The sequence below is a fragment of the Paracidovorax citrulli genome (assembly GCF_900100305.1).
GTDB classification, from domain to species: domain Bacteria; phylum Pseudomonadota; class Gammaproteobacteria; order Burkholderiales; family Burkholderiaceae_C; genus Paracidovorax; species Paracidovorax citrulli.
Genome location: NZ_FNEY01000022.1, coordinates 14,576 through 41,014 on the forward strand (window position 1 = coordinate 14,576; position 26,439 = coordinate 41,014).

16 protein-coding genes are annotated in these 26,439 nt (G+C 68.7%); 12 read left to right on the top strand and 4 right to left on the bottom strand.

Translation table 11 applies throughout. The features are described from left to right. The first annotated feature begins 83 nt into the window (after nucleotides 1-83). From BLR99_RS14920 to BLR99_RS14930, 3 genes are all read left to right on the top strand, one after another. Entirely contained in the window at nucleotides 84-1,127 is a 1,044-nt protein-coding gene (locus BLR99_RS14920) for a microcin C ABC transporter permease YejB (RefSeq protein WP_011796321.1), read from the top strand. A gap of 4 nt (nucleotides 1,128-1,131) precedes the next feature. Next, on the top strand, nucleotides 1,132-2,223 hold the full coding sequence (locus BLR99_RS14925) for an ABC transporter permease (RefSeq protein WP_011796320.1): 1,092 nt from the start codon (nucleotides 1,132-1,134) through the stop codon (nucleotides 2,221-2,223). A gap of 238 nt (nucleotides 2,224-2,461) precedes the next feature. Continuing rightward, nucleotides 2,462-4,174 carry an ABC transporter ATP-binding protein gene (locus BLR99_RS14930; protein WP_011796319.1) on the top strand — a complete coding sequence of 571 codons (1,713 nt, stop codon included), beginning with the start codon at nucleotides 2,462-2,464 and terminating at the stop codon, nucleotides 4,172-4,174. Nucleotides 4,175-4,231: 57 nt separating this feature from the next. On the opposite strand, the gene BLR99_RS14935 is transcribed toward BLR99_RS14930, so the two are convergent. Together BLR99_RS14935 and BLR99_RS14940 are read right to left on the bottom strand one after the other, a co-directional pair. Then, a complete protein-coding gene (locus BLR99_RS14935; protein WP_011796318.1) occupies nucleotides 4,232-6,538 on the bottom strand; it encodes a diguanylate cyclase domain-containing protein in 2,307 nt (768 codons plus the stop codon). Nucleotides 6,539-6,616: 78 nt separating this feature from the next. Beyond that, a complete protein-coding gene (locus tag BLR99_RS14940) occupies nucleotides 6,617-7,669 on the bottom strand; it encodes an AI-2E family transporter (protein ID WP_011796317.1) in 1,053 nt (350 codons plus the stop codon). A 225-nt stretch (nucleotides 7,670-7,894) separates the two neighbouring features. On the opposite strand from BLR99_RS14940, the gene BLR99_RS14945 reads away from it, so the two are divergent. The 5 genes from BLR99_RS14945 (at nucleotide 7,895) to BLR99_RS14965 (ending at nucleotide 15,803) form a co-directional block, all read left to right on the top strand. Further along, nucleotides 7,895-10,774, top strand: coding sequence for a 2-oxoglutarate dehydrogenase E1 component (locus BLR99_RS14945; protein ID WP_011796316.1), 2,880 nt, complete (start codon nucleotides 7,895-7,897; stop codon nucleotides 10,772-10,774). A gap of 74 nt (nucleotides 10,775-10,848) precedes the next feature. Next, the gene (gene odhB / locus BLR99_RS14950; RefSeq protein ID WP_011796315.1) at nucleotides 10,849-12,132 is read left to right on the top strand and encodes a 2-oxoglutarate dehydrogenase complex dihydrolipoyllysine-residue succinyltransferase; all 1,284 of its coding nucleotides are present in this window, start codon (nucleotides 10,849-10,851) and stop codon (nucleotides 12,130-12,132) included. Nucleotides 12,133-12,384: 252 nt separating this feature from the next. Further along, nucleotides 12,385-13,812, top strand: a complete 1,428-nt coding sequence (gene lpdA / locus BLR99_RS14955) for a dihydrolipoyl dehydrogenase (protein ID WP_011796314.1) — start codon at nucleotides 12,385-12,387, stop codon at nucleotides 13,810-13,812. Between the two features lie 117 nt (nucleotides 13,813-13,929). Continuing rightward, nucleotides 13,930-15,027: a cell division protein ZapE gene (zapE, locus tag BLR99_RS14960; protein ID WP_011796313.1), complete on the top strand. Its 1,098-nt coding sequence runs from the start codon at nucleotides 13,930-13,932 to the stop codon at nucleotides 15,025-15,027. Nucleotides 15,028-15,050: 23 nt separating this feature from the next. Continuing rightward, nucleotides 15,051-15,803, top strand: coding sequence for a hypothetical protein (locus tag BLR99_RS14965; RefSeq protein WP_046060083.1), 753 nt, complete (start codon nucleotides 15,051-15,053; stop codon nucleotides 15,801-15,803). A 47-nt stretch (nucleotides 15,804-15,850) separates the two neighbouring features. On the opposite strand, the gene BLR99_RS14970 is transcribed toward BLR99_RS14965, so the two are convergent. Next, nucleotides 15,851-16,654, bottom strand: coding sequence for a PP2C family protein-serine/threonine phosphatase (locus BLR99_RS14970; protein ID WP_011796311.1), 804 nt, complete (start codon nucleotides 16,652-16,654; stop codon nucleotides 15,851-15,853). A 137-nt stretch (nucleotides 16,655-16,791) separates the two neighbouring features. Between BLR99_RS14970 and BLR99_RS14975 the strand changes: the two genes are divergently transcribed. Next, nucleotides 16,792-19,014 (top strand): ATP-dependent DNA helicase, encoded by a 2,223-nt coding sequence (locus BLR99_RS14975; RefSeq protein ID WP_011796310.1) that lies wholly within the window; start codon nucleotides 16,792-16,794, stop codon nucleotides 19,012-19,014. On the opposite strand, the gene BLR99_RS14980 is transcribed toward BLR99_RS14975, so the two are convergent. Continuing rightward, a complete protein-coding gene (locus BLR99_RS14980) occupies nucleotides 18,977-19,774 on the bottom strand; it encodes an outer membrane protein assembly factor BamD (RefSeq protein WP_011796309.1) in 798 nt (265 codons plus the stop codon). The two genes, BLR99_RS14975 and BLR99_RS14980, sit on opposite strands and share 38 nt — an antisense overlap. Nucleotides 19,775-19,919: 145 nt before the next feature. On the opposite strand from BLR99_RS14980, the gene dnaE reads away from it, so the two are divergent. The 3 genes from dnaE to clpA all read left to right on the top strand — a co-directional run bounded on the left by dnaE (nucleotide 19,920) and on the right by clpA (nucleotide 26,437). Continuing rightward, on the top strand, nucleotides 19,920-23,465 hold the full coding sequence (dnaE, locus tag BLR99_RS14985) for a DNA polymerase III subunit alpha (protein ID WP_017438386.1): 3,546 nt from the start codon (nucleotides 19,920-19,922) through the stop codon (nucleotides 23,463-23,465). A gap of 203 nt (nucleotides 23,466-23,668) precedes the next feature. Further along, a complete protein-coding gene (clpS, locus tag BLR99_RS14990; RefSeq protein ID WP_170838053.1) occupies nucleotides 23,669-24,028 on the top strand; it encodes an ATP-dependent Clp protease adapter ClpS in 360 nt (119 codons plus the stop codon). Between the two features lie 57 nt (nucleotides 24,029-24,085). After that, nucleotides 24,086-26,437, top strand: a complete 2,352-nt coding sequence (gene clpA / locus BLR99_RS14995) for an ATP-dependent Clp protease ATP-binding subunit ClpA (protein WP_017438384.1) — start codon at nucleotides 24,086-24,088, stop codon at nucleotides 26,435-26,437. Nucleotides 26,438-26,439 lie beyond the last annotated feature (2 nt).

Consider the following 26,439-nt stretch of genomic DNA (forward strand, 5'->3'; position numbering starts at 1 on the left):
GGCGTGCCGCGGCGGTTTCATGGTGCGTGGATGGCGCGTAGCGCCGTCGATCACTGAAGCTTTGGATTACACCGCGCGCCACCATGTTCGCCTACATCGCCAAACGCCTCCTGTTGATGCTGCCCACGCTGCTGGGCGTGCTGCTGCTCACCTTCGTCGTCATCCAGTTCGTACCCGGCGGCCCGGTGGAGCAGTACCTGGCGGAGGCCCGCACGGCGGCGGGCAAGGGCGGGGCGGCCGGCGGGCTGGAGTCCGGCGGCATGAGCTACCGCGGCGACCAGGGCGTGGACCCGAAGCGGCTGGAGCAGATCAAGGCGCTGTATGGCTTCGACAAGCCGGCGCACGAGCGGTTCTTCCAGATGCTGGCGCAGTTCGCCCGCTTCGACCTGGGCCGGAGCTTTTTCCAGAACAAGGAGGTGTGGGCGCTGGTGAAGGAAAAGCTGCCGGTCTCCATCAGCCTGGGGCTGTGGACCTTCTTCATCAGCTACCTGGTGGCGGTGCCGCTGGGCGTGGCCAAGGCCGTGCGCGCAGGTTCGCGCTTCGACCTGGTGACCACACTGCTCGTCCTGGTGGGTTATGCGATCCCGGGCTTCGTGCTGGGGGTGGCGCTGCTGGTGGTGTTCGGCGGGCAGCTGCAGTGGTTCCCGCTGCGCGGGCTGGTGTCGTCCAACTGGGAACAGATGGGCTGGGGCGCGCGCATCGTGGACTACCTCTGGCACATCACGCTGCCGGTGACGGCGATGGTGGCGGGCAGCTTCGCGGTGACGGCGATGCTCACCAAGAACGCCTTCCTGGAGGAGATCCGCAAGCAGTACGTGCTGACCGCGCGGGCCAAGGGCCTGTCGGAGCGGCAGGTGCTCTGGAAGCACGTTTTCCGCAATGCGCTGATCCCCATCATCACGGGCTTTCCGGCGGCGTTCATCGGCGCGTTCTTCACGGGCTCGCTGCTGATCGAGACGCTGTTCTCGCTCGACGGCCTGGGCCTGCTGAGCTACGAGAGCGTGATCCGCCGCGACTACCCCGTGGTGCTGGGCACGCTCTACCTGTTCACGCTGATCGGGCTGGTCACCAAGCTCGTCAGCGATCTTTGCTATGTGTGGGTCGATCCCCGCGTGAAGTTCGACTGAGCGCATGAGTATTCCATCCCCCGACCTTTCCGCTCCGGCCGCCATGCCGTCCACGGCGGCACCCCCGCCCGCGCCGGTGTCGCTTTCGCCCTCCCGCCGCGCATGGACGCGCTTCAAGCGCAACCGGCTGGGCTTCTGGAGCCTGGTGGTCTTCTGCGTGCTGGTGGCCGTCAGCCTGGCGGCGGAGCTGGTGAGCAACGACAAGCCGCTCATCGTGCACTACGAGGGCCAGACGTACTTTCCGCTGTTCAAGTCCTATCCCGAGACGACGTTCGGCGGGGATTTCGACACGCCGACCGACTACCTGGACCCCTTCATCCAGGAGCGCCTGAGCGCCGGAGGCAACTGGGCGCTCTACACGCTCAACCGGTACGGGCCCAACACGCTGAACTATTTCGCGAAGTCGCCCAACCCGTCCGCGCCGACCGCCGACAACTGGCTGGGCACGGACGACCGGGGCCGCGACATGCTCGCGCAACTGCTCTACGGTTTCCGCGTGAGCGTGCTGTTCGGGCTGGCGCTCACCATCACCGGGGTGGTGCTGGGGCTGGTGACGGGCGCGATCCAGGGATTCTTCGGGGGGCGGACGGACCTGGCCTTCCAGCGCTTCATCGAGATCTGGAGCTCGATGCCCGAGCTGTACCTGCTGATCATTTTCAGCGCACTGTTCTCCCCCAGCCTGGCGCTGCTGCTGATCCTGCTCAGCCTGTTCGGCTGGATGGGGCTGTCGGACTACGTGCGCGCGGAGTTCCTGCGCAACCGGCAGCTGGACTACGTGAAGGCCGCGCGCGCCCTGGGCGTGCCCGACCGGCAGATCATCTGGCGCCACATCCTGCCCAACAGCATGACGCCGGTCGTCACCTTCCTGCCTTTCCGGATGAGCGCGGCCATCCTCTCGCTCACGTCGCTGGACTTCCTGGGCCTGGGCGTGCCGCCCGGCACCCCTTCGCTCGGCGAGCTGCTGAACCAGGGCAAGAACAATATCGATGCATGGTGGATTTCCATCTTCACGTTCGCCGTGCTGGTGGGCACCCTGCTGCTGCTGACCTTCATGGGCGATGCGCTGCGCGACGCCCTCGATCCGAGGAAACAATGAGCACCCCCCTGAGTCGCTGCGCGCCTCCGTGCAGCCGCCAGACGCGTCAGCCCTTCGGGCACGTCCGACCCTGCGCAGGCAGGCTCGGAGCCGCGGCCCTCAGCCCCCTCTCCCGGCTTCGCCGGGAGGGGGGACACCGCCAGCGCGGCGGGGCGGCCCTTGCGCGGCGGTTGCTGGCCGAGGCCGCGCCCTGTTCGCACGCCACGGGATATGTCGGGGAACAGAAAGCTACCCAGTCATGAGCACTGCACCTACTCGTCCATCCTCCGCTGTGCCGCTGCTGCGCGTGGAGGACCTGCGCGTGGCCTTCGGCGGCAAGGCGGTCGTGCATGGCGTGGGCTTCGACATCGGCGCGGGCGAGAAGCTGGCGCTGGTGGGCGAATCGGGTTCGGGCAAGACCATCACGGCGCTGTCCCTGCTGCGCCTGGCCGCGGACGCGGAGGTGTCCGGCCGGGCGCTGCTGCAGGGACGCGGCCGTGCGCCCGCGCAGGATCTGCTGGCGCTGCCGGAGCGCGAGATGCGCGGCCTGCGCGGCGGCGACATCGCGATGGTGTTCCAGGAGCCGATGACGGCATTGAACCCGCTGATGCCGGTGGGCCGGCAGATCGCCGAGGTGCTCCAGCTCAAGCAGGGGTTGTCGCACGCGCAGAGCGCGGCCCAGGCGGTGGAACTGCTGGCCGCGACGGGCGTGCCGGAGCCGGCGCGGCGCGCGGGCGCCTATCCGCACCAGCTCTCCGGGGGGCAGCGCCAGCGCGCGATGATCGCCATGGCACTGGCCAGCCGGCCGCGCCTGCTGCTGGCGGACGAGCCCACCACCGCGCTCGACGTGACGCTGCGGGGCCAGATCCTGGAACTGCTGTCGGACCTGCAGCGCCAGACCGGCATGGCGGTGCTGCTCATCACGCACGATCTGCACCTGGTGCGGCGTTTCGCGGACCGGGTGGCGGTGATGGAGCGCGGAGTGCTCGTGGAGCAGGGCACCGTGGCGGAGGTGTTCGCCGCGCCGGCCCATGCCTACACCCGGCGGCTGCTGGGCAGCGTGCCGCGGCGCGATGTGATCGAGGACGTGGTCGAGGATGTGGGGATGGACGCGGATTCCGCTCCGGCCGCCGGTGCAGCCCGGGCGGAGCCGCCGGCCGCGAGTGCCAGGGGCCTGCGCGTGGCCTACGCCACGCCGCTGCCCGGCCTGCGGGGCTGGTTCCGGCGCGGCGAATTCGTGGCGGTGAAGGATGCCTATCTGGTGATCCATCCCGGCCGCACGCTGGGCGTGGTGGGAGAGTCGGGATCGGGCAAGTCCACCCTCGCGCAGGCGCTGCTCGGCCTGCTGCCGTTCAGCGGCGACCTGCAGATCGCCGGCCGGGCATGGGAGCTGCCGGTGCAGCGCAACAGCGCGGCCAACCAGGCGCTGCGCCGCAGCGTGCAGGTGGTGTTCCAGGATCCGTTCTCGTCGCTCTCCCCCCGGCTCACGGTGGAGGAGATCGTTGGCGAAGGCCTGCGGGTGCATGCGCGGCAGGAGAGCGAGGCCGGGCGGCGCGCCCGCGTGGAGGCGGCGCTGGCGGACGTGGGGCTGACGCATGCGCAGTTCCCGGGGCTGCTGGGGCGCTATCCCCATGAGTTTTCCGGCGGCCAGCGCCAGCGGATCGCGATCGCGCGGGCGCTGATTCTGGAGCCGCGCCTGCTGGTGCTCGACGAGCCCACGAGCGCGCTGGACGTGACCATCCAGCAGCAGGTGCTGGTGCTGCTGCAGCGCTTGCAGAAGGAGCGCGGGCTGAGCTACCTGCTGATCACCCACGACGTGGCCGTGATCCGCGCGATGGCGCATGACGTGCTCGTCATGAAGGATGGCGACGTGGTCGAGTCGGGCCGGATGGCCCAGGTGCTCGACGCGCCGCGGCATCCCTACACCCGGCGGCTTGTCGCGGCGGCCGGGGAGGGCGCCCTCCCGGCGTGAGCCGCTGCGCGGCCGTGGCGCGGATGCCGCCGGCCACGGAACCTTTGCGCCCGGCGTTCAGCGTGGCGGCTGCGCGCCGGAGGGCGCCGGTCCGGGGGCAGGCGCTGCAGGCGGAACGACCTCGGGCTCCTGTTCGGGGCCCGCATACATCCGGAAATGCTGCTTGTCTGCACGCTTGGCGGTGTAGAGCGCCACGTCGGCGCTGCGGCACAGTTCCTCGAAGCTGGAGCCGTGCTGCGGGAACATCGCGATACCGCCGCTGAGGCCGATCCGCCGCGACTCGCCCTGCAGGTCGAAGGGCGCCTCGCAGGCGGCCACGATCTTGCGGGCGACGTGGCAGGCCTGCTCGGGATGTTCCACGATGGGCAGGAGCACGATGAACTCGTCGCCGCCCTGGCGGCAGACGGTGTCCGAGCGGCGCACGCAGCGGGAGAAGCGCCGGGCGACCTGGACCAGCAGCAGATCGCCGGCATCGTGGCCCAGCGTGTCGTTCACCTGCTTGAAGCCGTCGAGGTCGATATACATCAGGGCGAGGCCGTGTCCGTCGCGGCGTGCCTGGGCGATGGCCTGCTGGGCGCGGTCCTGCAGCAGCACCCGGTTGGGCAGGTCGGTCAGCATGTCGTGCTGCGCGAGATGGGCCATGCGGCGTGCCAGTGCCGTCGCCTCGGTCACGTCCCGCAGCACCATCACGGTGCCCGTGATCTGTCCGTGCCGGTCGGTGATGGGGCTGACGCTGTTTTCCACGTCGATGCGGCGGCCGTCGCGACAGTGCAGCACGAGGCCGCGCACGGCCGGTATGGCTTGCGCGCCCGACAGCGCGCTGCGGGCCGGATGCTCCGCGGGCACACCGTTGGCGGTGCAGAGGGGGGCGACCTCGTCGATGTCCCGGCCGGCGGCGTGGAAGGCCTGCCAGCCCGTTATCTTCTCTGCCACGGGGTTGATGTAGGTCACGTGGCCCGAGGCGTCCGTGCACAGCACGGCGTCGCCGATGGACTGCAGCGTGAGGCGGACCAGTTCCTTCTCCTCGAAGAGCAGGTCTTCCATGCGCTTGCGTTCGGTGAGGTCGTCGATCTGCACGAAGATGCCCTGGGCCTGCGCTCCGTCCATGTCCGGAACGCAGGACACCATCATGTGCCGCACTTCGCCCGACGATAACGGCACCGACCGTTCATAGACCTGCCTGCGGCCCTGCAGCGCACGCTGCAGGTACGGCCGAGCGGTCTCGCAGGCCTCGGCGGGCAGCAGCTCCTCGATGGGCCGGCCCTGGATCTCTTCCTGCGTCATGCCGAGCCAGTCGAGATAGGCCTGGTTGGCGAAGCGGTTGCGCAGATTGCGGTCCCAGTAGGCGACCAGCGACGGCAGGTTGTCGAGGATGGTGCGCATGTCGTGCTGCGCGCGCTGCAGCTGCGCGGCCACGTTCTGCCGGCGCGCCAGCTCGCGCGCGAACAGCAGGGCGAGGCCCAGGCAGGCCGCCATGAGCAGGGCGGCGAAGCTCCCCAGGATCACCGCGTTGCGCTGCCATTGCGAGAGGATGCTGTCCACCGACTGGGCCACGGAAACCACGAGCGGGTAATCTCTCACGTGCCGGAAGGCGTGGAGCCGCGGGATGCCGTCCTGCGCCTCGTCCGAGGATTCGGTGAAATGGCCTTCGCGTTCCTGCAGGAGGCGCTCCAGATGGGCGTGCGCCACCGGCTCTCCGACGCCGCGGATCTGCCCGGGAAAGCGCGAAACCGCCGTGCCGTCCGTGCGGACGATCTCGGCGAGGCTCTGGGGGCCCAGGCCGAGCGATCCGAACAGTTCGTTGAAGTAGCTGAGCCGGATCGTGCCCACGACCACCCCGCCGAAACTGCCGTCCTGGTGAAAAAAGGCGCGGCTCATCGCCAGGCTGTACTCGCCCGTCACCCGTCCCCGGATGGGCCGGCCGACGTACACGCCCCGGTCCCTCTCGCGCATGTGGAACTGGAAGTAGTCCCGGTCGGCCAGGTTGGGCATCTTGCTGGCGGGCGTGGCGCCGGCCGACATCAGGACGTTGCCCCCCGGGTCGATCACCGCCACGGAGCCCAGGCCCCGGCTGCGCAGCGAGTGGTCGAACAGCATGGCGTGCTGCACGTCGGCCGGCAGGCTGGCGAGGTCGGGCCGGCCCAGGATCTCCACCACGCCCGCCAGTGAATGGTCGAAACTGTCGAGCGTGCGCCCGATGCTCTGCTCGAGCGTGCGCGCGAGCGCCGTGTTGGCGTCGCGCGCGTAGTTCCATTCATCGTCGCGGATGGTCAGGATGGCCCGCGCGAAGAGCGCCCCGATGCCGACCGACAGCGCGATGGCCAGCAGGAGCATTCGGTAGTGCAGGGTCAGGCGCATGGACATGTGCAGCGGGCGGCACGGGTCCGCGCGGAAACGGCAGGGGGGAGGGTGGCCCGCGGCGCGGCGGGCTCCCCCGTATTGTCACCGCCCGTGGGTGTGCGGTGCAAACAGGTCCCAGGTCGCGATGAACAGCGCCGCGATGACGGGGCCGATCACGAAGCCCGTGAGCCCGAAGAGGGACATGCCGCCCAGCGTGGAGATGAGGACGACGTAGTCGGGCATCTTGGTGTCCTTGCCCACCAGCACCGGGCGCAGGACGTTGTCCACGAGTCCGATCACGCCGATGCCGAAGGCCGCGAGGCCCACGCCCTGCCAGACGGCACCGGTGGCCAGCAGGTACAGGGCCACGGGGGCCCAGATCAGGCCGGCGCCGACGGCCGGCAGCAGCGACAGGAAGGCCATGAGCACGCCCCAGAGCACGGGGGCCTGGATGGCCAGGAACCAGAAGGCCAGCCCGCCCAGGGCGCCCTGGGCCGCGGCCACCGCGATGTTGCCCTTGACGGTGGCGCGGATCACGGTGGTGAACTTGGTGGCGAGCTGGCGCTTGTGGCCTTCGTCCAGGGGCGTGGCCTCGCGGATGCGCGCTGCCAGGGCCGGGCCGTCGCGCAGCAGGAAGAACAGCAGGTAGAGCATGATGCCGAAGCTCACCACGAACTGCAGCGTGTTCTGCCCGAAGTCGATCGCCTTGCCGCCCACGAATTGCGTGGCCTGCACGGTGACGGACGACAGCCGCGCCTGCAGTTCGGACGCCGTGGTCAGGTCGAGCCGGTCGAGGATCTGCATCGCCCAGGAAGGCATCGCCGCCATCACCTGGTGGAAGTAGGCCGTGAAGTCCAGCTGCCCGGAGCGGATCCGCTCGTAGATCAGGCTGGCTTCCTGGACCAGGGAGACGGTGATCAGGGTCACCGGCAGGATCACGACCAGCAGGCACAGCGTGAGCGTGCACAGGGCTGCCAGATTCGTGCGGCGCGGCATGAGCCGCAGCAGCCGGCGGTGCATGGGGGCAAAGAGGATGGCGAGGATGACCCCCCAGAAAACCGCGCCGTGGAATGGCCAGAGGATGGCCAGGAAGGCCAGGCTGACGGCGATCAGCAGGGCGATGAACGTGCGGTTCTGCAGCAGGGTGGTCTTCATGGCTCGACGGTGGCGGACACTGGCGCAAATGTACGCGAGGACGGCCGCTCCGCCCTGTGGGACACGGCCGGTTAGGCGCTGCCCGTGATCGGTGGCACAATCGTGGGCGCAAGATTCAAGGCCCTTCCCCGAGCCACAGTCGCATCCGCCAACCGGTTCAGCCGTGTCGCGGAAGGTTTTACCAACCAGCTAATGCTTCCCGCAGGGAAGCGGAGGTCAGCGGAAATGAGCGAGACGACGTCCGTCTATCAAGCCTACCAGGGCAATACCTACCTCTTCGGCGGCAATGCGCCCTATGTCGAAGAGATGTACGAGAGCTATCTCGTCAACCCGGGCAGCGTGCCCGACACGTGGCGCGAGTACTTCGACGCGCTGCAGCACGTGCCCGCCGTGGATGGCTCCAACGCCAAGGACGTCCCCCACCAGCCCGTCATCAGCGCCTTCGCGGAGCGCGCCAAGCAGGGCGGCACCCAGGTCGTGGTGGCCACCGGCGCGGATTCCGAACTCGGCCGCAAGCGCACCGCCGTCCAGCAGCTCATCTCCGCCTACCGCAACGTCGGCCAGCGCTGGGCCGACCTCGATCCGCTCAAGCGCACCGAGCGTCCCTCCATTCCCGAGCTGGAACCCTCCTTCTACGGCTTCAGCGATGCCGACCAGGAGACCGTGTTCAACACCAGCAACACGTTCTTCGGCAAGGAGTCGATGCCGCTGCGCGAGCTGATCAACGCGCTGCGCGAAACGTACTGCGGCACGATCGGTGTCGAATACATGTACGCCTCCGACCAGAACCAGAAGCGCTGGTGGCAGGAAAAGCTCGAGACCATCCGCAGCAAGCCGAATTTCGTCAACGAGAAGAAAAAGCAGATCCTCGACCGCCTGACGGCCGCCGAAGGCCTGGAACGCTTCCTACACACCAAGTACGTCGGCCAGAAGCGCTTCTCGCTCGAAGGCGGCGAGAGCTTCATCGCCGCCATGGACGAGCTGATCCAGTCGGCCGGTACCAAGGGCGTGCAGGAGATCGTCATCGGCATGGCCCACCGCGGCCGCCTGAACGTGCTGGTGAACACCCTGGGCAAGATGCCCAAGGACCTGTTCGCCGAGTTCGACCACACGGCGCCCGAAGACCTGCCGGCCGGCGACGTGAAGTACCACCAGGGCTTCAGCTCCGACGTCTCCACCCCCGGCGGCCCGGTCCACCTGTCGCTGGCGTTCAACCCTTCCCACCTGGAAATCGTGAACCCCGTGGTGGAAGGCTCGGTGCGCGCGCGCATGGACCGCCGCGGCGACCCGCACGGCCAGCAGGTGCTGCCTGTGCTGGTGCACGGCGACGCGGCCTTCGCCGGCCAGGGCGTCATCCAGGAAACGCTGGCGCTGGCCCAGACCCGCGGCTACTCCACGGGCGGCACGGTGCACATCGTGATCAACAACCAGATCGGCTTCACCACCTCCGATCCGCGCGACAGCCGCTCGACGCTGTACTGCACGGACGTGGTCAAGATGATCGAGTCGCCCGTGCTGCACGTGAACGGCGACGATCCGGAAGCCGTGGTGCTGGCCACGCAGCTGGCCCTCGAGTTCCGCATGGAATTCAAGAAGGACGTGGTGGTGGACATCATCTGCTACCGCAAGCTGGGCCACAACGAGCAGGACACGCCGGCGCTCACGCAGCCGCTGATGTACAAGAAGATCGGCCAGCATCCCGGCACGCGCCGCCTCTACGCCGACAAGCTGGCAGCCCAGGGCCTGGGCGAGACGCTGGGCGACGACATGGCCAAGGCCTACCGCGCCGCCATGGACGCCGGCAAGCACACGGTCGATCCGGTGCTGACCAACTTCAAGAGCAAGTACGCCGTGGACTGGAGCCCGTTCCTGGGCAAGAAGTGGACGGATGCCGGCGACACCGCGATCCCGCTCACCGAGTGGAAGCGCCTGGCCGAGCGCATCACGACCATCCCCGAAGGCGTCACGCCGCACCCGCTGGTCAAGAAGGTCTATGACGACCGCGCCGCCATGGGCCGCGGCGAAGTCAACGTGGACTGGGGCATGGGCGAGCACATGGCCTTCGCGTCGCTCGTGGCCAGCGGCTTCCCGGTGCGCCTGTCGGGCGAGGACTGCGGCCGCGGCACGTTCACGCACCGCCACGCCGTGATCCACGACCAGAACCGCGAGAAGTGGAACGAGGGCACCTACGTGCCGCTGCAGAACGTCAGCGAGAACCAGGCCCCGTTCGTCGTGATCGACTCCATCCTGTCCGAAGAGGCGGTGCTGGGCTTCGAGTACGGCTATGCCTCCAACGATCCCAACACCCTGGTGATCTGGGAAGCGCAGTTCGGCGACTTCGCCAACGGCGCGCAGGTGGTGATCGACCAGTTCATCGCCTCCGGCGAAGTGAAGTGGGGCCGCGTGAACGGCATCACGCTGATGCTGCCGCACGGCTACGAAGGCCAGGGCCCCGAGCACAGCTCGGCCCGCCTGGAGCGCTTCATGCAGCTGGCCGCGGACGCCAACATGCAGATCGTGCAGCCCACCACGGCCAGCCAGATCTTCCACGTGCTGCGCCGCCAGATGGTGCGCCACCTGCGCAAGCCGCTGGTCATCATGACGCCCAAGTCGCTGCTGCGGAACAAGGACGCGACCTCGCCGCTGTCCGAATTCACGAAGGGCAGCTTCCAGACCGTGATCCCGGAGCAGAACGAGGCCATCGACAAGAAGGCCGACAAGGTCAAGCGCGTGATCGCCTGCTCGGGCAAGGTGTACTACGACCTCGTGAAGAAGCGCGAGGAAAAGGGCGCCGACGACGTCGCGATCCTGCGCGTGGAACAGCTCTATCCGTTCCCGCACAAGGCCTTCGCCGCCGAGATCAAGAAGTACCCGCATGCGACCGAGATCGTGTGGTGCCAGGACGAGCCGCAGAACCAGGGCGCCTGGTTCTTCGTGCAGCACTACATCCACGAGAACATGCTCGACGGGCAGAAGCTGGGCTACTCCGGCCGCGCGGCGTCCGCATCGCCGGCCGTGGGCTACTCGCACCTGCACCAGGAGCAGCAGAAGGCGCTGGTCGATGGCGCGTTCGGCAAGCTCAAGGGTTTCGTCCTCGCCAAGTGAGCGCGTGAATCCCGACCCCGCGAACCGCATCCCACAGCGACACAACACGTTCTGAAAGAATCGAAAGAATCGTCATGGCTATCGTAGAAGTCAAAGTCCCCCAACTGTCCGAATCCGTGGCCGAGGCCACGATGCTCTCCTGGAAGAAGAAGGCCGGCGAGGCCGTCGCCATCGATGAGATCCTGATCGAGATCGAAACCGACAAGGTCGTGCTCGAAGTGCCCGCGCCGGCCGCCGGCGTGCTGGCCGAGATCGTGCAGGGCGACGGTGCCACCGTGGTGGCCGACCAGGTCATCGCCAAGATCGACACCGAAGGCAAGGCCGGTGCCGCCGCCGCGCCCGCGCAGTCCGCCCCGACCGCCGCCGCCCAGGCGCCCGCCGTGGCCGCCGCAGCGGCCGACGCCGCCCCTGCCGCGGGCGGCTCCAAGGGTGACGTGGCCATGCCCGCCGCCGCCAAGCTGCTGGCCGACAACAACCTCTCCGTCTCGGCCGTGTCCGGCACCGGCAAGGACGGCCGCGTGACCAAGGGCGACGTGCTGGCTGCCGTGGCCGGCGGTGCTGCCGCCAAGCCTGCCGCCGCCCCGGGCGCCATCCCCACGGGCGTGCCCACCAAGGCGCTGCCCCAGGTGGCATCGCCCGCCGCGCCGAACCTGGGCGACCGCCCCGAGCAGCGCGTGCCCATGAGCCGCCTGCGCGCCCGCATCGCCGAGCGCCTGCTGCAGTCGCAGTCCACCAACGCCATCCTGACCACCTTCAACGAGGTGAACATGGCCCCGGTGATGGAACTGCGCAAGAAGTTCCAGGACAGCTTCACCAAGGAGCACGGCACCAAGCTGGGCTTCATGAGCTTCTTCGTGAAGGCGGCCGTGCACGCGCTCAAGAAGTTCCCGGTGCTGAATGCCTCGGTGGACGGCAACGACATCGTCTATCACGGCTACTTCGACATCGGCATCGCCGTCGGTTCGCCCCGTGGCCTGGTGGTGCCGATCCTGCGCAACGCCGACCAGATGAGCTTCGCCGACATCGAGAAGAAGATCGCCGAGTTCGGCAAGAAGGCCCAGGAAGGCAAGCTCGGCATCGAGGAGATGACCGGCGGCACGTTCTCGATCTCCAACGGCGGCACCTTCGGCTCGATGCTGTCCACCCCCATCATCAACCCGCCGCAATCGGCCATCCTGGGCGTGCACGCCACCAAGGACCGCGCCGTGGTGGAAAACGGCCAGATCGTGGTGCGCCCGATGAACTACCTGGCGATGTCGTACGACCACCGCATCATCGACGGCCGCGAAGCCGTGCTGGGCCTGGTGGCGATGAAGGACGCGCTGGAAGATCCGGCCCGCCTGCTGTTCGATATTTGATGGACCAACCCCCTGAGGCGCCTTGCGCCTTCCCCCTTCTCTCGGCTTGCTGCGCAATCCGGGAAGGGGGACACCGCCAGCGCTGCGGGGCGGCCCTTGCGCGGCGGTCGCTGGCCTGGGCTCCGCGCATGGCGTGGGCAGGGGTGTTGCACAGCGCCGTGAAGACCGAAATCCATTGACGGACCCACATGCATGGTTGGCCCCGGCCAGCCGGGCAGTGGGTCTTTCTCCAACTGACACAGTGAGAACGACATGAGCAAACAATTCGACGTCATCGTCATCGGCGGCGGTCCCGGTGGCTACATCGCCGCCATCCGCGCCGCCCAGCTGGGCTTCAACGTGGCCTGCATCGACGAGTGGAAGAACGAGAAGGGCGGCCCCGCGCCCGGCGGCACCTGCACGAACGTGGGCTGCATCCCCTCCAAGGCGCTGCTGCAGTCCTCCGAGCATTTCGAGCATGCCAACAAGCATTTCGCCGAGCACGGCATCACGGCCACCGATGTGAAGATCGACGTGGCCAAGATGATCGGCCGCAAGGACGCCGTCGTGAAGCAGAACAACGACGGCATCCTCTACCTGTTCAAGAAGAACAAGGTCAGCTTCTTCCATGGCCGCGGCTCCTTCGTGAAGGCCGCGGAGGGCGGCTACGAGATCCAGGTGGCCGGCGCCGCGCAGGAAACCCTGGTGGGCAAGCAGATCATCGTGGCCACGGGCTCCAACCCCCGCGCGCTGCCCGGCGTGCCCTTCGACGAAGAGAAGGTGCTCTCCAACGACGGCGCGCTGCGCATCGGCGCCACGCCGAAGAAGCTGGGCCTGATCGGTGCCGGCGTGATCGGCCTGGAGATGGGCTCCGTGTGGCGCCGCGTGGGTGCCGACGTGACGGTGCTCGAAGGCCTGCCGACGTTCCTGGGCGCTGTCGATGAGCAGATCGCCAAGGAAGCCAAGAAGGCCTTCGACAAGCAGGGCCTGAAGATCGAGCTGGGCGTGAAGATCGGCGAGATCAAGACCGGCGGCGAGGGCGTCACGGTGGCCTACACCGACGCCAAGGGCGAAGCCCGCGAGCTGGCGGTGGACAAGCTCATCGTCTCCATCGGCCGCGTGCCCAACACCATCGGCCTGAATCCCGAGGCCGTGGGCCTGCAGCTCGACGAGCGCGGCGCCATCGTGGTCGATGCCGACTGCAGGACCAACCTGCCCGGCGTGTGGGCGGTGGGCGACGTGGTGCGCGGCCCGATGCTGGCGCACAAGGCCGAGGAAGAGGGCGTGGCGGTGGCCGAGCGCATCGCGGGCCAGCACGGCCACGTGAACTTCAACACCATCCCCTGGGTCATCTACACCAGCCCCGAGATCGCCTGGGTGGGCCGCACCGAGCAGCAGCTCAAGGCCGACGGCGTGCAGTACAAGGCTGGCACGTTCCCGTTCCTGGCGAACGGCCGTGCCCGCGCGCTGGGCGACACGACCGGCATGGTCAAGTTCCTGGCCGATGCGGTCACGGACGAGATCCTGGGCGTGCACATCGTGGGCCCGATGGCCAGCGAGCTGATCTCCGAGGCCGTGGTGGCCATGGAGTTCAAGGCCAGCGCCGAAGACATCGCGCGCATCTGCCACGCCCACCCCTCGCTGTCCGAGGCGACCAAGGAAGCGGCCCTGGCCGTGGACAAGCGCACGCTCAACTTCTGATCGCGCGCCGATCGGGAGCGCGCCGCGCTCCCCCGGGCTGCCGGCGCGCGCATCCGCGTGCCGGCAGCCGTTGTTTTTCATGTGGATGCGTTGATCGATTGCGTGGGAGAGACGTCCGTGAACGTGAAGCAGGCGTATGAGGCCGAGCTGGCCGCCAAGGGGTTCCGCAGCGACCCGGCCCAGCTGAGGGCCGTCGAGGCGCTGCAGCGCTGCGCGGACGACTGGGCCGCCTACAAGGAAAAGCGCTCCAACGCCCTGAAGAAGCTCATCAACCGCCCCGACGTGCCGCGCGGCGTGTACATGTACGGCGGCGTGGGCCGCGGCAAGAGCTTCCTGATGGACTGCTTCTTCAACGCGGTGCCCATCCGCCGCAAGGTGCGCCTGCATTTCCATGAGTTCATGCGCGAGGTGCACCGCGAACTGGCGGGCCTGCAGGGCACCGTGAACCCGCTGGACGTGCTGGGCGAGCGCATCGCCAGGCGCTACAAGCTCATCTGCTTCGACGAATTCCATGTGGCGGACATCACGGACGCCATGATCCTGCACCGCCTGCTGGCGGCGCTGTTCGACAACGGCGTGGGCTTCGTCACCACGTCCAACTTCAAGCCCGACGACCTGTACCCGGGCGGCCTGCACCGCGACCGCATCCTGCCGGCCATCGACCTGCTCAACCAGAAGCTGGAGGTGGTGAACGTGGACAACGGCACCGACTACCGGCGGCGCACGCTGGAGCAGGTCCGGCTCTACCACTGTCCGCTGGGGCCGCAGGCGGAGGCCGAGATGGAGGCCGCCTTCGACCAGCTCGCCGAAAGCCGCGACGAGGATCCGGTGCTGCACATCGAGGCGCGCGAGATCCGGGCGCGCCGCAAGGCCGGCGGCGTGGTGTGGTTCGATTTCGACGTGCTGTGCGGCGGTCCGCGCTCGCAGAACGACTACCTGGAAATCGCGTCGCAGTTCCATACCGTGCTGCTGTCGAACGTGCCTTACATGCCCGTGGCGATGGCATCCCCGGCCCGGCGCTTCACCTGGCTGGTGGACGTGCTCTACGACCGGCGCGTCAAGCTCATCATGTCGGCCGCCGTGCCGCCCGAGCAGCTCTACACCGAGGGGCCGCTCGCGCACGAGTTTCCCCGTACCGTATCCCGCCTCAATGAAATGCAGTCCAGGGAGTTCCTGGCGCTCGAGCGCCGGGTGGTGGACACGGGGCTGACCTGAAGTCGCCCGCAAAGGATTTACGCATGACGAACTCTTCACTGCCTTCCCTTCTCCGCGCCCTCGCCCTGGCGGTGTCCTGGGCGCTGCTGACCGTTGCCGGCCCGGTGGCGGCGGCCGCAGCCCAGGGCGATGCCGAGCAGGCCCGTGCCGCGTTCGAGGCCGCGCAGGCGGCCAGGACCGCGGAGCGCGCGCGCATCCAGGAAGAGCGGGCCGCGCTCGATGCGCGCAAGAAGAAGGAGGAGGCGGTCTGCTACCAGCGCTTTTCCGTGGAATCCTGCCTGGGAACGGTGCGCTCCCAGGTGCGCGATGCGGAGGCGGTGCTGCGCAAGCGGGAGGTGGAACTGAACAACGCGAAGCGGCGCGAGAAAGCCGCCCTGCGGATGCAGTCCATCGAGCAGAAGCAGGCCGAGCAGCGCCAGAAGATCGAAAGCGGGGAACGCCCGGCGCCCATGCGCGCCGAGTCGCGGTCCCGGGCCCAGCCCGAGGACCGCGCGCAGCGCGAGGAAGAGGCGCGCTCGCGTGCGGCCCAGCAGCGCGCGCGCGAGGAATCCCACCGCAACGCCGAGGCCGAGCGCGCCGCCACGCAGCCGGCCCGTTCCGCCGAGGCGCGGGCGCGCTACGAGGCCAAGCAGCGGGCCGCCCGGGAGCGCCGGGAAAAGCGCGAACGCGCCAATGCCGAGGCCGCGGCCTCGGGCCGCAAGCCCGCGGCTCCCTTGCCGGACCCGGCCGATCCCGCCCCCCCGTCGGCGCCTGCCGGTTCCGCGCCGGCCCGCTGACCGGGCAGACCCGCGGCATGCCCGGCCGCCGCCGGCATCCGCCCGGTTCAGCGCTGGGCGGGCAGGGGCCGGGCGCCCACCCCTGGGGCGGCTTCCGCGAGCGCCTCGATCTTCACGATGGCGAGCGACAGGTTATCGCCGCCTCCGCGTGCGCGGGTGCGTGCTTTTTCGATGAGGAACTCAGTCGCTTCGCGCGGGGTGAGCGAATCCACGACGGAGCCGAGTTCCGCGGGCGAAAAGTAATGCCACACCCCGTCGCTGCAGGCCATCAGCGCGTCGCCGGGCACCAGTTGCGCGATGGTGTGGATGGTCACGGGCGGGTCGCTCTCGGTGCCCAGGCACCCGACCAGGATGTTCGAGTGCGGATGCGTGTTGGCCTCGGCCTCGGTGATCTCGCCACGGTCCACCAGCGCCTGGACGTAGGAGTGGTCGCTGGTGCGGTGGACGAGCTGCGAGCCCCGGAAGTGGTAGATGCGCGAGTCGCCCGCATGCGCCCAGTAGCAGTCGCCACGGGGATGGATGAGGAAGGCCGCCACGGTGCTGTGGGGCTCCTGCTCCGCGGAAATGGCCGTCAGGCGGATCACGATGTGCGCCTCTTCCACCATGTGCCGGAGCATGGCGACCGGGTCGTCGCTGTCGGGCGCGTAGCGCTCGAAGAGCTGGCGCGCGGTCATCATGACCTGGTCGGAGGCTTTGCGGCCGCCGCTGCGCCCGCCCATGCCGTCGGCCACCACGCCGAGCACGCAGCCGTTGTGCCGGGGATGCGCGAGCAGCGCCACCTGGTCCTGCTGGTAGTCGCGGTCGCCCTTGTGGATACCGGTTGACGCAGTGAGGCGAAACGGTTTGGTCATAGCGGTATCGGAAGGGGCAGGGAAAAGCCGGCAGTGGGGCCGGGAATGGCCGCACGCGGCCGGGGGGCCTATTATCGAGGGATGTACCGCGTTTTCTGTGAACTGTCTCGCGCCTGCGGCGGCCCGCGGAGCCGGAGTTGAGCGCCGGGGCGGAACATCCCGGCACGCTTGTGCAGGCGGTGGCGGCCGCTTTCGCGGAAGACGGGCCGCTGGCGATCGCGCAGGCGCGCTTCCAGCCGCGGGCGGGGCAGGCCGCCATGGCCGCGGCCGTCGCGGAAACCATCGACCGGGGCGGGGCGCTCGTCGTGGAGGCCGGCACGGGCGTCGGGAAGACCTTCGCCTACCTGGTGCCGGCGCTGCTCAGCGGGGAGCGCGTGCTGATCTCCACCGCCACGAAAGCGCTGCAGGACCAGCTCCACAGCCGCGACCTGCCCCGGCTGCTGCAGGCGCTGGCATTGCCCGCGCGCACGGCTCTGCTCAAGGGGCGCGGCAGCTATCTGTGCCTGCACCGGCTGGGCATCGCGCGCCAGCATCCTTCGGCGGCCGACACGGCCGTCGCCCGCGTGCTCGCGCGCGCGGAACTGTGGGCGCACGCCACTGCCACCGGTGATCTCGCGGAACTGCCGGGCTGGGACGAACGGTCGGCCGCGACGCCGCTGTTCACCTCCACGCGCGACAACTGCCTGGGCTCGTCCTGCCCGCGCTTTCGCGAGTGCCATGTGTACCAGGCCCGGCGCGAGGCGATGGCGGCCGACGTGGTGGTCATCAACCACCATCTCTTCTTCGCGGACCACGCCATCCGCGGATCGGGCGTGGCGGAACTGCTGCCCAGCGTGCGCGTGGTGGTGTTCGACGAGGCCCACCAGCTCAACGAGACGGGCGTGCAGTTCATGGGCACGCAGATGGGCTCGTCCCACTGGCTGGACTTCGCGCGCGACGTGCTGGCGGCAGGGCTGCAGCTCGCCCGGGGCCTGGCGGACTGGCAGGGCGCCGCCGCCGCGCTCGAGCGGGCCGCGCGCGACTGGCGCATGGCCGCCGGGAGCACTCGGGCGCCGGGGACGCGCCTGCGCTGGTCGGGGCCGGTGCCCGATGGCGTGGAGCGTGCGGCCTGGGACGACGCACTCGGCCGGTTGTCGGCCGCGGCGCGCGAGGCGCTGGCGGCGCTCGACACGGTCAGCGAGATCGCGCCCGACTTCGTGCGGCTGCACGAGCGCTGCGTCGAGTTGATGGAACGGCTGGGCCTGTTCCTGGACCCGGCCCCGCCGGATGCGGTGCGCTGGCTGGAGGTCGGGCTGCACCAGGTGCGGGCCTGCCTGGTTCCGCTGGACATCGCGCAGCCGCTGCGCAGGCTGTGGTTTCCGCACGAGGGGGCCGCGGAGCCGTCCGCCGATGCCGCTACGGACGCCGCCCCCCGCGCGCCGGACGACCTGCCCTGGAGCGACGAAGGCGGCGACCCCGATCCGTGGGCAGCGCCCGTCCCCGGTTCCGCGCTGCCGGCCCCCGGGGCTGCGGCACTCCCCGGTGCGGGTTCCGGCGACGCGGGAGGGCGCCCGCGTGCCTGGGTGTTCACCTCGGCCACGCTGGGCGACGATGCCTCGCTGAAATGGTTCACGGCGGCCTGCGGGCTGGAAGGCGCCCGCGTGCTGCAGGTGCCCAGCCCCTTCGACTACGTGGCCCAGGCCGCGCTCTACGTGCCGCGCCAGCTGCCTGCCCCGTCCGACCCGGGCCACGGGGCCGCGGTGGCGCGCTGGGCGGGAGATGCCGCGCGCGTGCTGGGCGGGCGCACGCTGGTGCTGACCACCACGTTGAAGGCGCTGCGCACGATCGGCGACGCGCTGCGGGAGCGTTTTCCCGACGGCTCCGGCATCGAGGTGCTGGTGCAGGGCGACTGGCCCAAGCGCCGGCTCATGGAACGTTTCCGCGAAGCCGATGCCGGCGGGGACCGCCCGGGGTGCGTGCTGGTGGCGTCCGCCTCGTTCTGGGAGGGGTTCGACGTGCCCGGCGATGCGCTGCAACTGGTGGTGATCGACAAGCTGCCGTTCCCGCCACCGGGCGACCCGGTGGTCGAGGCGCGGTCGCAGCGCCTGGAGCAGGAGGGAAAGAGTGCCTTCCGGCATTTCGCGCTGCCGGACGCGGCCATCGCGCTCAAGCAGGGGGCGGGGCGGCTGATCCGCAACGAGCAGGACCGGGGCCTGCTCGCGGTCGCCGATGCCCGGCTGGTGACCATGGGCTACGGCAAGCGGCTGCTGGCCGCGCTGCCGCCCATGCGCCGGATTCAGGACGAGGCGGAGTGGGACGAGGCGCTGCGCGGCCTGGCCGCCGTCACCAGACCTTCCACCACGGCTCCTCCTTCGCCTTGAAGCCGTTGCGCATGTATTCGCTCTGCGGGTAGGAGGCGGCCATCACGCGCTGGGCATCGTCGCGCAGCTGGGTCATGCCCAGCGCGTCGTAGGACTTGATGAGGATGTAGAGCGCTTCCTCGAGCGCGGGCACGTCCTTGTAGTCGGCCAGGGCGATCTGCGCGCGGTTGATGGCGGCCACGTAGGCGCCGCGCTGGTAGTAGTAGCGGGCCACGTGCACTTCGTACTGCGCGAGCGAATTGACGATGTACGTCATGCGCTGCTGCGCGTCGCGCGCGTAGCGGGAGTCGGGAAAGCGCGTGGTGAGTTCGCGGAAGGATTCGAACGAATCCTTGGCCGCCTTCTGGTCGCGCTCGGAGAGGTCCTGGCGCGACAGCCAGGAGAACAGCCCGAGGTTGTCGTTGAAGTTGACCAGCCCCTTCAGGTAGAGCGCGTAGTCGTAGGCCGGGCTCGCGGGGTGCAGCTTCATGAAGCGGTCGAGCGTGGCGATCGCCTGGGCCTTCTCGCCGCCCTTGTACTGGGCATAGGCCTTTTCCAGCTGGGCCTGCTGCGCGAGCGGCGTGCCGGCGGCGCGGCCCTCGAGCTTCTCGAACAGGGGCACGGCCTTGTCGTAGGAGTTGCTGTTCAGCTCGTCCCGCGCCTCGGAATAGATGCGGTTGGGGCTCCAGCCCGCGGTCTTGTCTTCGGGGGTGCTGGAGCAGCCCGCGAGCACGCCCGCGGCAAGCAGGATGGTCAAGAGCGGCAGGGAAAAACGCGGCATGGCAGCGGCTTTCTGACAATCGGTGAAGGGGAGGCCGGCGCAGGCCCGGCGCGGTGCGGCGGGCTGCGGACAACGGACCATTGTACCGGCCGGGCAGCACCCGGGCTCCCGGTCCGGGATGGGGCGGATTCCTACAATACGCCCCATGTTTGTCCATTTGCGCCTGCACACCGAGTTTTCCGTCGTCGACGGCACCGCCCGCATCGACGAAGTGGCCAAGGCGGCCTCGAAAGATGGCCAGCCGGCCCTGGCGATCACCGATCTCCACAACCTTTTCGGCGCCATCAAGTTCTACAAGGAAGCCCGCGGCAAGGGCGTCAAGCCCGTCCTGGGCGCGGAAGTCAGCATCGAGCCGGAGACGGCCGGCGGCCCGCCCGGCCGCATCCTCCTGCTGGCCCAGGGCCGGCAGGGCTACCTGAACCTTTGCGAGATGCTGGCGCGCGCCTGGACGCGCAATGTCGTGAAGAACGTGCCGCTGTGCACCTGGGAATGGCTGCAAGAGCTGGGTGGCGACCTCATCGCGCTGTCTGGCGCGCAGGCGGGCCCGGTGGGCCAGGCCTTCACCCGCGGCGATGAAGCCGGGGCCGCACGCGTGGCGCTGCGGCTGGCCGGGATCTTCCCGCACCGCTTCTACCTGGAGCTGCAGCGGGCCGGGCGCCCGGAGGACGAATCCCAGGTGGTGGCGGCCGTGCAGCTCGCGGCGCGCCTCAACCTGCCCGTGGTGGCGACCCAGCCCACCCAGTTCCTTACCGCCGACGACTACGAGGCCCACGAGGCACGGGTCTGCATCGCGGAAGGGGAAATCCTCGCGAACCCGCGCCGGGTGCGCCGCTTCACCCGCGAGCAGTATTTCAAATCCAGCGCGCAGATGGAGGCGCTTTTCGCCGATGTGCCGACGGCCATCGCCAACACGCTGGAGATCGCCAAGCGCTGCAGCCTGACGCTGGTGCTCGGCAAGCCGCGCCTGCCGGACTTTCCCACGCCCAACGGCATGCCGATCGAGGAGTATTTCCGCTACGCCTCGTTCGAAGGGCTGGAGGAGCGCCTGAAGCACCTTTTCCCCAACGAGGCCGAGCGCGAGAAGCAGCGCCCGCGCTATGTGGAGCGCCTGGAGTTCGAGCTGGGCACCATCCTGAAGATGGGCTTCCCGGGCTACTTCCTCATCGTGGGGGACTTCATCCAGTGGGCCAAGCAGAACGGCTGTCCGGTGGGGCCGGGCCGGGGCTCCGGCGCCGGCTCGCTCGTGGCCTACGCGCTCAAGATCACCGATCTGGACCCGCTGCAGTACAACCTGCTGTTCGAGCGCTTCCTGAACCCCGAGCGGGTCTCGATGCCCGACTTCGACATCGATTTCTGCCAGTCCAACCGCGACCGGGTGATCGACTACGTGAAGGACAAGTACGGCAAGAACGCCGTGAGCCAGATCGCCACCTTCGGCACCATGGCGGCCAAGGCGGCGATCCGCGACGTGGGCCGCGTCATGGACATGAGCTACACCTTCTGCGACGGCATCTCCAAGCTGGTGCCCGGCAAGCCCGGCATGTCCTATACGCTGGCCTATCCGCCCGAGGTGAAGAAGGAGGGCGACAAGAACAACTACGCGCTGGAGCTCGAGCCCATGCTCTACGAGCGCGTGCGCAAGGAGGAGGACGTCAAGACCGTCATCGAGATGGCGCAGAAGCTCGAGGGCATGACCCGCAACATCGGCATGCACGCCGGGGGCGTGCTGATCGCGCCGGGCAAGCTCACCGATTTCTGCCCGCTCTACCAGCAGCCGGGCAGCGAGTCGGCCGTGAGCCAGTACGACAAGGACGACGTGGAGGCCATCGGCCTCGTGAAGTTCGACTTCCTGGGGCTGGCCACGCTGACGATCCTGGAGATCGCCCGCGAATTCATCATGAAGCGCCACAAGGGGCAGGAGAACTTCGCGTTCGAGAACATCCCGCTCGACGACGCGCCGACCTACCGGCTGTTCTCCGAAGGCAAGACGGAAGCCGTGTTCCAGTTCGAATCGCGCGGCATGCAGGGCATGCTGAAGGAGGCGCGCCCGAGCCGGCTGGAGGACCTGATCGCCCTGAACGCGCTCTACCGCCCGGGCCCGATGGACCTGATCCCCACCTTCGTGAACCGCAAGCACGGCAAGGAGCCGGTGGAGTACCCGCATCCGCTGGTCGAGCCCGTGCTGGCCGAGACCTACGGGATCATGGTGTACCAGGAGCAGGTGATGCAGACCGCCCAGGTGCTGGGCGGCTACAGCCTGGGCGGCGCCGACATGCTGCGCCGGGCCATGGGCAAGAAGAAGGCCGAGGAAATGGCCGAGCACCGCGAGATCTTCCGCAAGGGCGCGGCCGAGAAGGGCATCGGCCAGGACAAGGCCGACGAGGTCTTCGACCTGATGGAGAAGTTCGCGGGCTACGGCTTCAACAAGTCGCACGCCGCCGCCTATTCCCTGCTGGCCTACCATACCGGCTGGCTCAAGGTGCACTACACGGCCGAGTTCTTCTGCGCCAACATGACGGTGGAAATGGACGACACCGACAAGCTGAAGGTGCTGTACGAAGACGCCATGAAGATGGGGCTGACCTTCGAGCCGCCGGACGTCAACCGCGGCATGTACCGCTTCGAGCCGGTGACGGACAAGGTGATCCGCTACGGGCTGGGCGCGGTCAAGGGCACCGGCCAGCAGGCCATCGAGGCCATCATCGCCGCGCGCGAGGGCCGCGGCGTGGGCCCGCGCGGCGACACGAAGGGACCGTTCGCCAGCCTGTTCGACTTCTGCGCGCGGGTGGACCGCACCCGGCTGAACAAGCGCACGCTGGAGGCGCTCATCAAGGCGGGCGCGTTCGACGCCATCGAGATGAACCGCGCCTCGCTCGTGGCCTCGATCGACCGGGCTTTCGACTTCGCCAACTCCCTGATCGCCAACGCCAACCAGGGCGGCCTGTTCGACATGATGGGTGACGACGCGCACGGCTCCAGCACCCAGGACCCGGCCCTGGTGGAGATGCTGCCCTGGGGCGTGAAGGAGCGCCTCACCCAGGAGAAGACCGCCGTGGGCTTCTACCTGTCGGGCCACCTGTTCGACGAGGTGGAAAAGGAGGTCCGCCGCTTCGTGCGCACCCCGATCGAGGAGCTGGCCGACAGCCGCGAGCCGCAGATCATGGCAGGCATCGTGAGCGACTTCCGGGTGATCAACGGGCAGCGGGGCCGCCTGGCGCTCTTCAAGCTCGACGACAAGTCGGCCATGATCGAGGCCTCGGCCGACGAGAACGTGATCAATGCCCACCGCGACCTGCTCAAGGAGGACGAATTCGTGGTGCTGCTGGGGCGGCTGCAGCTCGACCATTTCAGCGGGGGCCTGCGCGTCAAGGTGATGCAGGCCTGGGATCTCGCCAGCGCGCGCGCCAAGTTCGGCCGCTACCTGCAGGTGGCGGTGGGCGACTGCGCGCCGGACGTGCAGCGCCTGGTGCGCGAATTCCCCCCGAAGCGCCAGGAAACGCCCGAAGGCGAGGTGCTGGTGCACGGCCTGCGCGTGCGCATGGGCGTGCGCTGCCGCTCCGAGGGGCAGGAGGCCGTGGCCGAATTGCAACTGGGCGAGGGCAGCCGGTTCTTCCCCTCGGACGCGGCCCTGGCGGCCTGGAGCGCGGAGGCCGGCAGCGGGATGGTGAACGTCGTGTACGACGCCGGCTGAGATGGCTTGCAGGGGCGTTCCACGGTGGTGCGGGCTTGAAATCCCGGCGCGCGGCGGCAACTGGGACGGTGCGTCTTCCGCCGGCGGATTCCCGCCCGTGCCGAACGGCATGCGAAACCGTGTCGCAAGACCGGAATTTGCACCCCGGCACTGGGCTTTTTCGCTCTGGGGCAAACTGTCCCGGACGCTCTAGAATGGTCCGCATGGCAACTAAACCACCCTCCATGACCCCGACGCCTCCCACGGGAGCGCCGCCGCGGGACGATGGCGGCTCGGTCGTGCTCGAGAGGCGCACGCAGAGGACCCAGCCGCCCCAGATGTACCAGGTGGTGATGCTGAACGACGACTACACGCCCATGGAGTTCGTGATCGTCGTGCTGCAGGAGTTCTTCGGCAAGGACCGCGAAGCGGCCACGCAGATCATGCTCAAGATCCACCTGGACGGCAAAGGCGTCTGCGGAGTGTATTCGCGCGACGTGGCCGCCACCAAGGTCGAACAGGTGCGCGAAGCCGCGCACAAGGCGGGCCACCCGCTGCAATGCCTGAGCGAGCCGGTTGAATAACCGGCCCCGGGTCCCGATCTATCGTTATCCCTTCCCCGCAAGCACAAAGGAGTTCACATGATTGCCCAGGAACTGGAAGTCAGCTTGCACATGGCCTTTGTCGAGGCCCGCCAGCAGCGCCACGAGTTCATCACCGTGGAGCATCTGTTGCTTGCACTGCTTGATAACCCCAGCGCAGCCGAGGTGCTGCGCGCATGCTCGGCCAACATCGAGGATCTTCGCTCGTCGCTGGCCAATTTCATCAAGGACAACACGCCGCAGGTGGCGGGCACCGACGAGGTGGACACGCAGCCCACGCTGGGATTCCAGCGGGTGATCCAGCGCGCCATCATGCACGTGCAGTCCACCGGCAACGGCAAGAAGGAAGTGACCGGCGCGAACGTGCTGGTCGCCATCTTCGGCGAAAAGGATTCGCACGCCGTGTACTACCTGCACCAGCAGGGGGTGACCCGCCTGGACGTGGTCAACTTCATCGCCCACGGCATCAAGAAGGGCGAGCCGCCGGAGCCCGCCAAGGCCGAGAACCCCTCCGAGGCCGAGGAGGGCGGCGCCGGCGGCGAGCGCAGCGAGAAGGCTTCCCCGCTGGAGCAGTACACCCAGAACCTCAACGTGGCCGCCAGGGAAGGCAAGATCGATCCGCTGATCGGCCGCAACTACGAGGTCGAGCGCACCATCCAGATCCTCTGCCGCCGCCGCAAGAACAACCCGCTGCTGGTGGGCGAGGCCGGCGTGGGCAAGACCGCGATCGCGGAGGGCCTGGCCTGGCGCATCACGCAGAACGACGTGCCCGAGATCCTGGCCGAAGCCTCGGTCTATTCGCTGGACATGGGCGCGCTGCTGGCCGGCACCAAGTACCGCGGCGATTTCGAGCAGCGCCTCAAGGGCGTGCTCAAGTCGCTCAAGGACAAGCCGAACGCGATCCTGTTCATCGACGAGATCCACACGCTGATCGGCGCGGGCGCCGCGTCGGGCGGCACGCTGGACGCGTCCAACCTGCTCAAGCCGGCGCTCTCCAGCGGCCAGCTCAAGTGCATCGGCGCGACCACCTTCACCGAGTACCGCGGCATCTTCGAGAAGGACGCGGCCCTGTCGCGGCGCTTCCAGAAGGTCGATGTGGTCGAGCCGACCGTGGCCGAGACGGTGGACATCCTCAAGGGCCTCAAGAGCCGCTTCGAGGAGCACCACAGCGTGAAGTACGCCACCGCGGCGCTGCAGGCGGCGGCGGAGCTGTCGGCCAAGTACATCAACGACCGGCACCTGCCCGACAAGGCGATCGACGTGATCGACGAGGCCGGCGCGGCCCAGCGCATCCTGGTGGCCAGCAAGCGCAAGAAGACCATCGGCAAGGCCGAGATCGAGGAAATCGTGGCGAAGATCGCGCGCATCCCGCCCGCGAACGTCTCCAACGACGACCGCAGCAAGCTGCAGACCATCGAGCGTGACCTCAAGAGCGTGGTGTTCGGCCAGGACAAGGCGCTGGAAGTGCTCGCCTCCGCGGTCAAGATGGCGCGCTCGGGCCTGGGCAAGGGCGACAAGCCGATCGGCTCGTTCCTCTTCAGCGGCCCGACCGGCGTCGGCAAGACCGAGGCGGCCAAGCAGCTGGCCTACATCCTGGGCATCGAGCTGATCCGCTTCGACATGTCGGAGTACATGGAGCGCCACGCCGTGAGCCGCCTGATCGGCGCGCCCCCGGGCTACGTGGGCTTCGACCAGGGCGGCCTGCTGACCGAGGCCATCACGAAGAAGCCGCACGCGGTGCTGCTGCTCGACGAGATCGAGAAGGCGCACCCGGACATCTTCAACGTGCTGCTGCAGGTGATGGACCACGGCACGCTGACGGACAACAACGGGCGCAAGGCCGACTTCCGCAACGTCATCATCATCATGACGACGAACGCGGGCGCCGAGACCATGAACAAGGCCACCATCGGGTTCACCAACCCGCGGCAGGCCGGCGACGAGATGGCCGACATCAAGCGCCTGTTCACGCCCGAGTTCCGCAACCGCCTCGATGCGATCGTCAACTTCAAGCCGCTGGACGAGCAGATCATCCTGCGCGTGGTGGACAAGTTCCTGCTGCAGCTGGAGACCCAGCTCGCCGAGAAGAAGGTGGAAGTCACCTTCACCGACCCGCTGCGCAAGCACTTGGCGAAGAAGGGCTTCGATCCGCTGATGGGCGCGCGCCCGATGCAGCGCCTGATCCAGGACACGATCCGCCGTGCGCTGGCCGACGAGCTGCTGTTCGGCCGCCTGACCGAAGGTGGCCGCCTGACGGTGGACATCGAGGTCAAGACCGACGAGAAGGGCGTGGAGACGCCCGACGTGCTGCTGGACATCCAGCCGCTGCCGAAGAAGGACCGCTCGGCCAAGTCCGAGCCGGCGGAACCCGAAGAGGCGACGGCGGACTGACG

Excerpts from the sequence above, each read along its gene's own strand:
- BLR99_RS14945 (WP_011796316.1), top strand. The coding sequence starts at position 7,895 with ATGAGCGAGACGACGTCCGTCTATCAAGCCTACCAGGGCAATACCTAC.
- BLR99_RS14940 (WP_011796317.1), bottom strand. The coding sequence starts at position 7,669 with ATGAAGACCACCCTGCTGCAGAACCGCACGTTCATCGCCCTGCTGATC.
- BLR99_RS14925 (WP_011796320.1), top strand. The coding sequence starts at position 1,132 with ATGAGTATTCCATCCCCCGACCTTTCCGCTCCGGCCGCCATGCCGTCC.
- clpS (WP_170838053.1), top strand. The coding sequence starts at position 23,669 with ATGGCAACTAAACCACCCTCCATGACCCCGACGCCTCCCACGGGAGCG.
- BLR99_RS14970 (WP_011796311.1), bottom strand. The coding sequence starts at position 16,654 with ATGACCAAACCGTTTCGCCTCACTGCGTCAACCGGTATCCACAAGGGC.
- dnaE (WP_017438386.1), top strand. The coding sequence starts at position 19,920 with ATGTTTGTCCATTTGCGCCTGCACACCGAGTTTTCCGTCGTCGACGGC.
- clpA (WP_017438384.1), top strand. The coding sequence starts at position 24,086 with ATGATTGCCCAGGAACTGGAAGTCAGCTTGCACATGGCCTTTGTCGAG.
- BLR99_RS14935 (WP_011796318.1), bottom strand. The coding sequence starts at position 6,538 with ATGTCCATGCGCCTGACCCTGCACTACCGAATGCTCCTGCTGGCCATC.
- odhB (WP_011796315.1), top strand. The coding sequence starts at position 10,849 with ATGGCTATCGTAGAAGTCAAAGTCCCCCAACTGTCCGAATCCGTGGCC.
- lpdA (WP_011796314.1), top strand. The coding sequence starts at position 12,385 with ATGAGCAAACAATTCGACGTCATCGTCATCGGCGGCGGTCCCGGTGGC.
- BLR99_RS14980 (WP_011796309.1), bottom strand. The coding sequence starts at position 19,774 with ATGCCGCGTTTTTCCCTGCCGCTCTTGACCATCCTGCTTGCCGCGGGC.
- BLR99_RS14920 (WP_011796321.1), top strand. The coding sequence starts at position 84 with ATGTTCGCCTACATCGCCAAACGCCTCCTGTTGATGCTGCCCACGCTG.
- BLR99_RS14930 (WP_011796319.1), top strand. The coding sequence starts at position 2,462 with ATGAGCACTGCACCTACTCGTCCATCCTCCGCTGTGCCGCTGCTGCGC.
- BLR99_RS14965 (WP_046060083.1), top strand. The coding sequence starts at position 15,051 with ATGACGAACTCTTCACTGCCTTCCCTTCTCCGCGCCCTCGCCCTGGCG.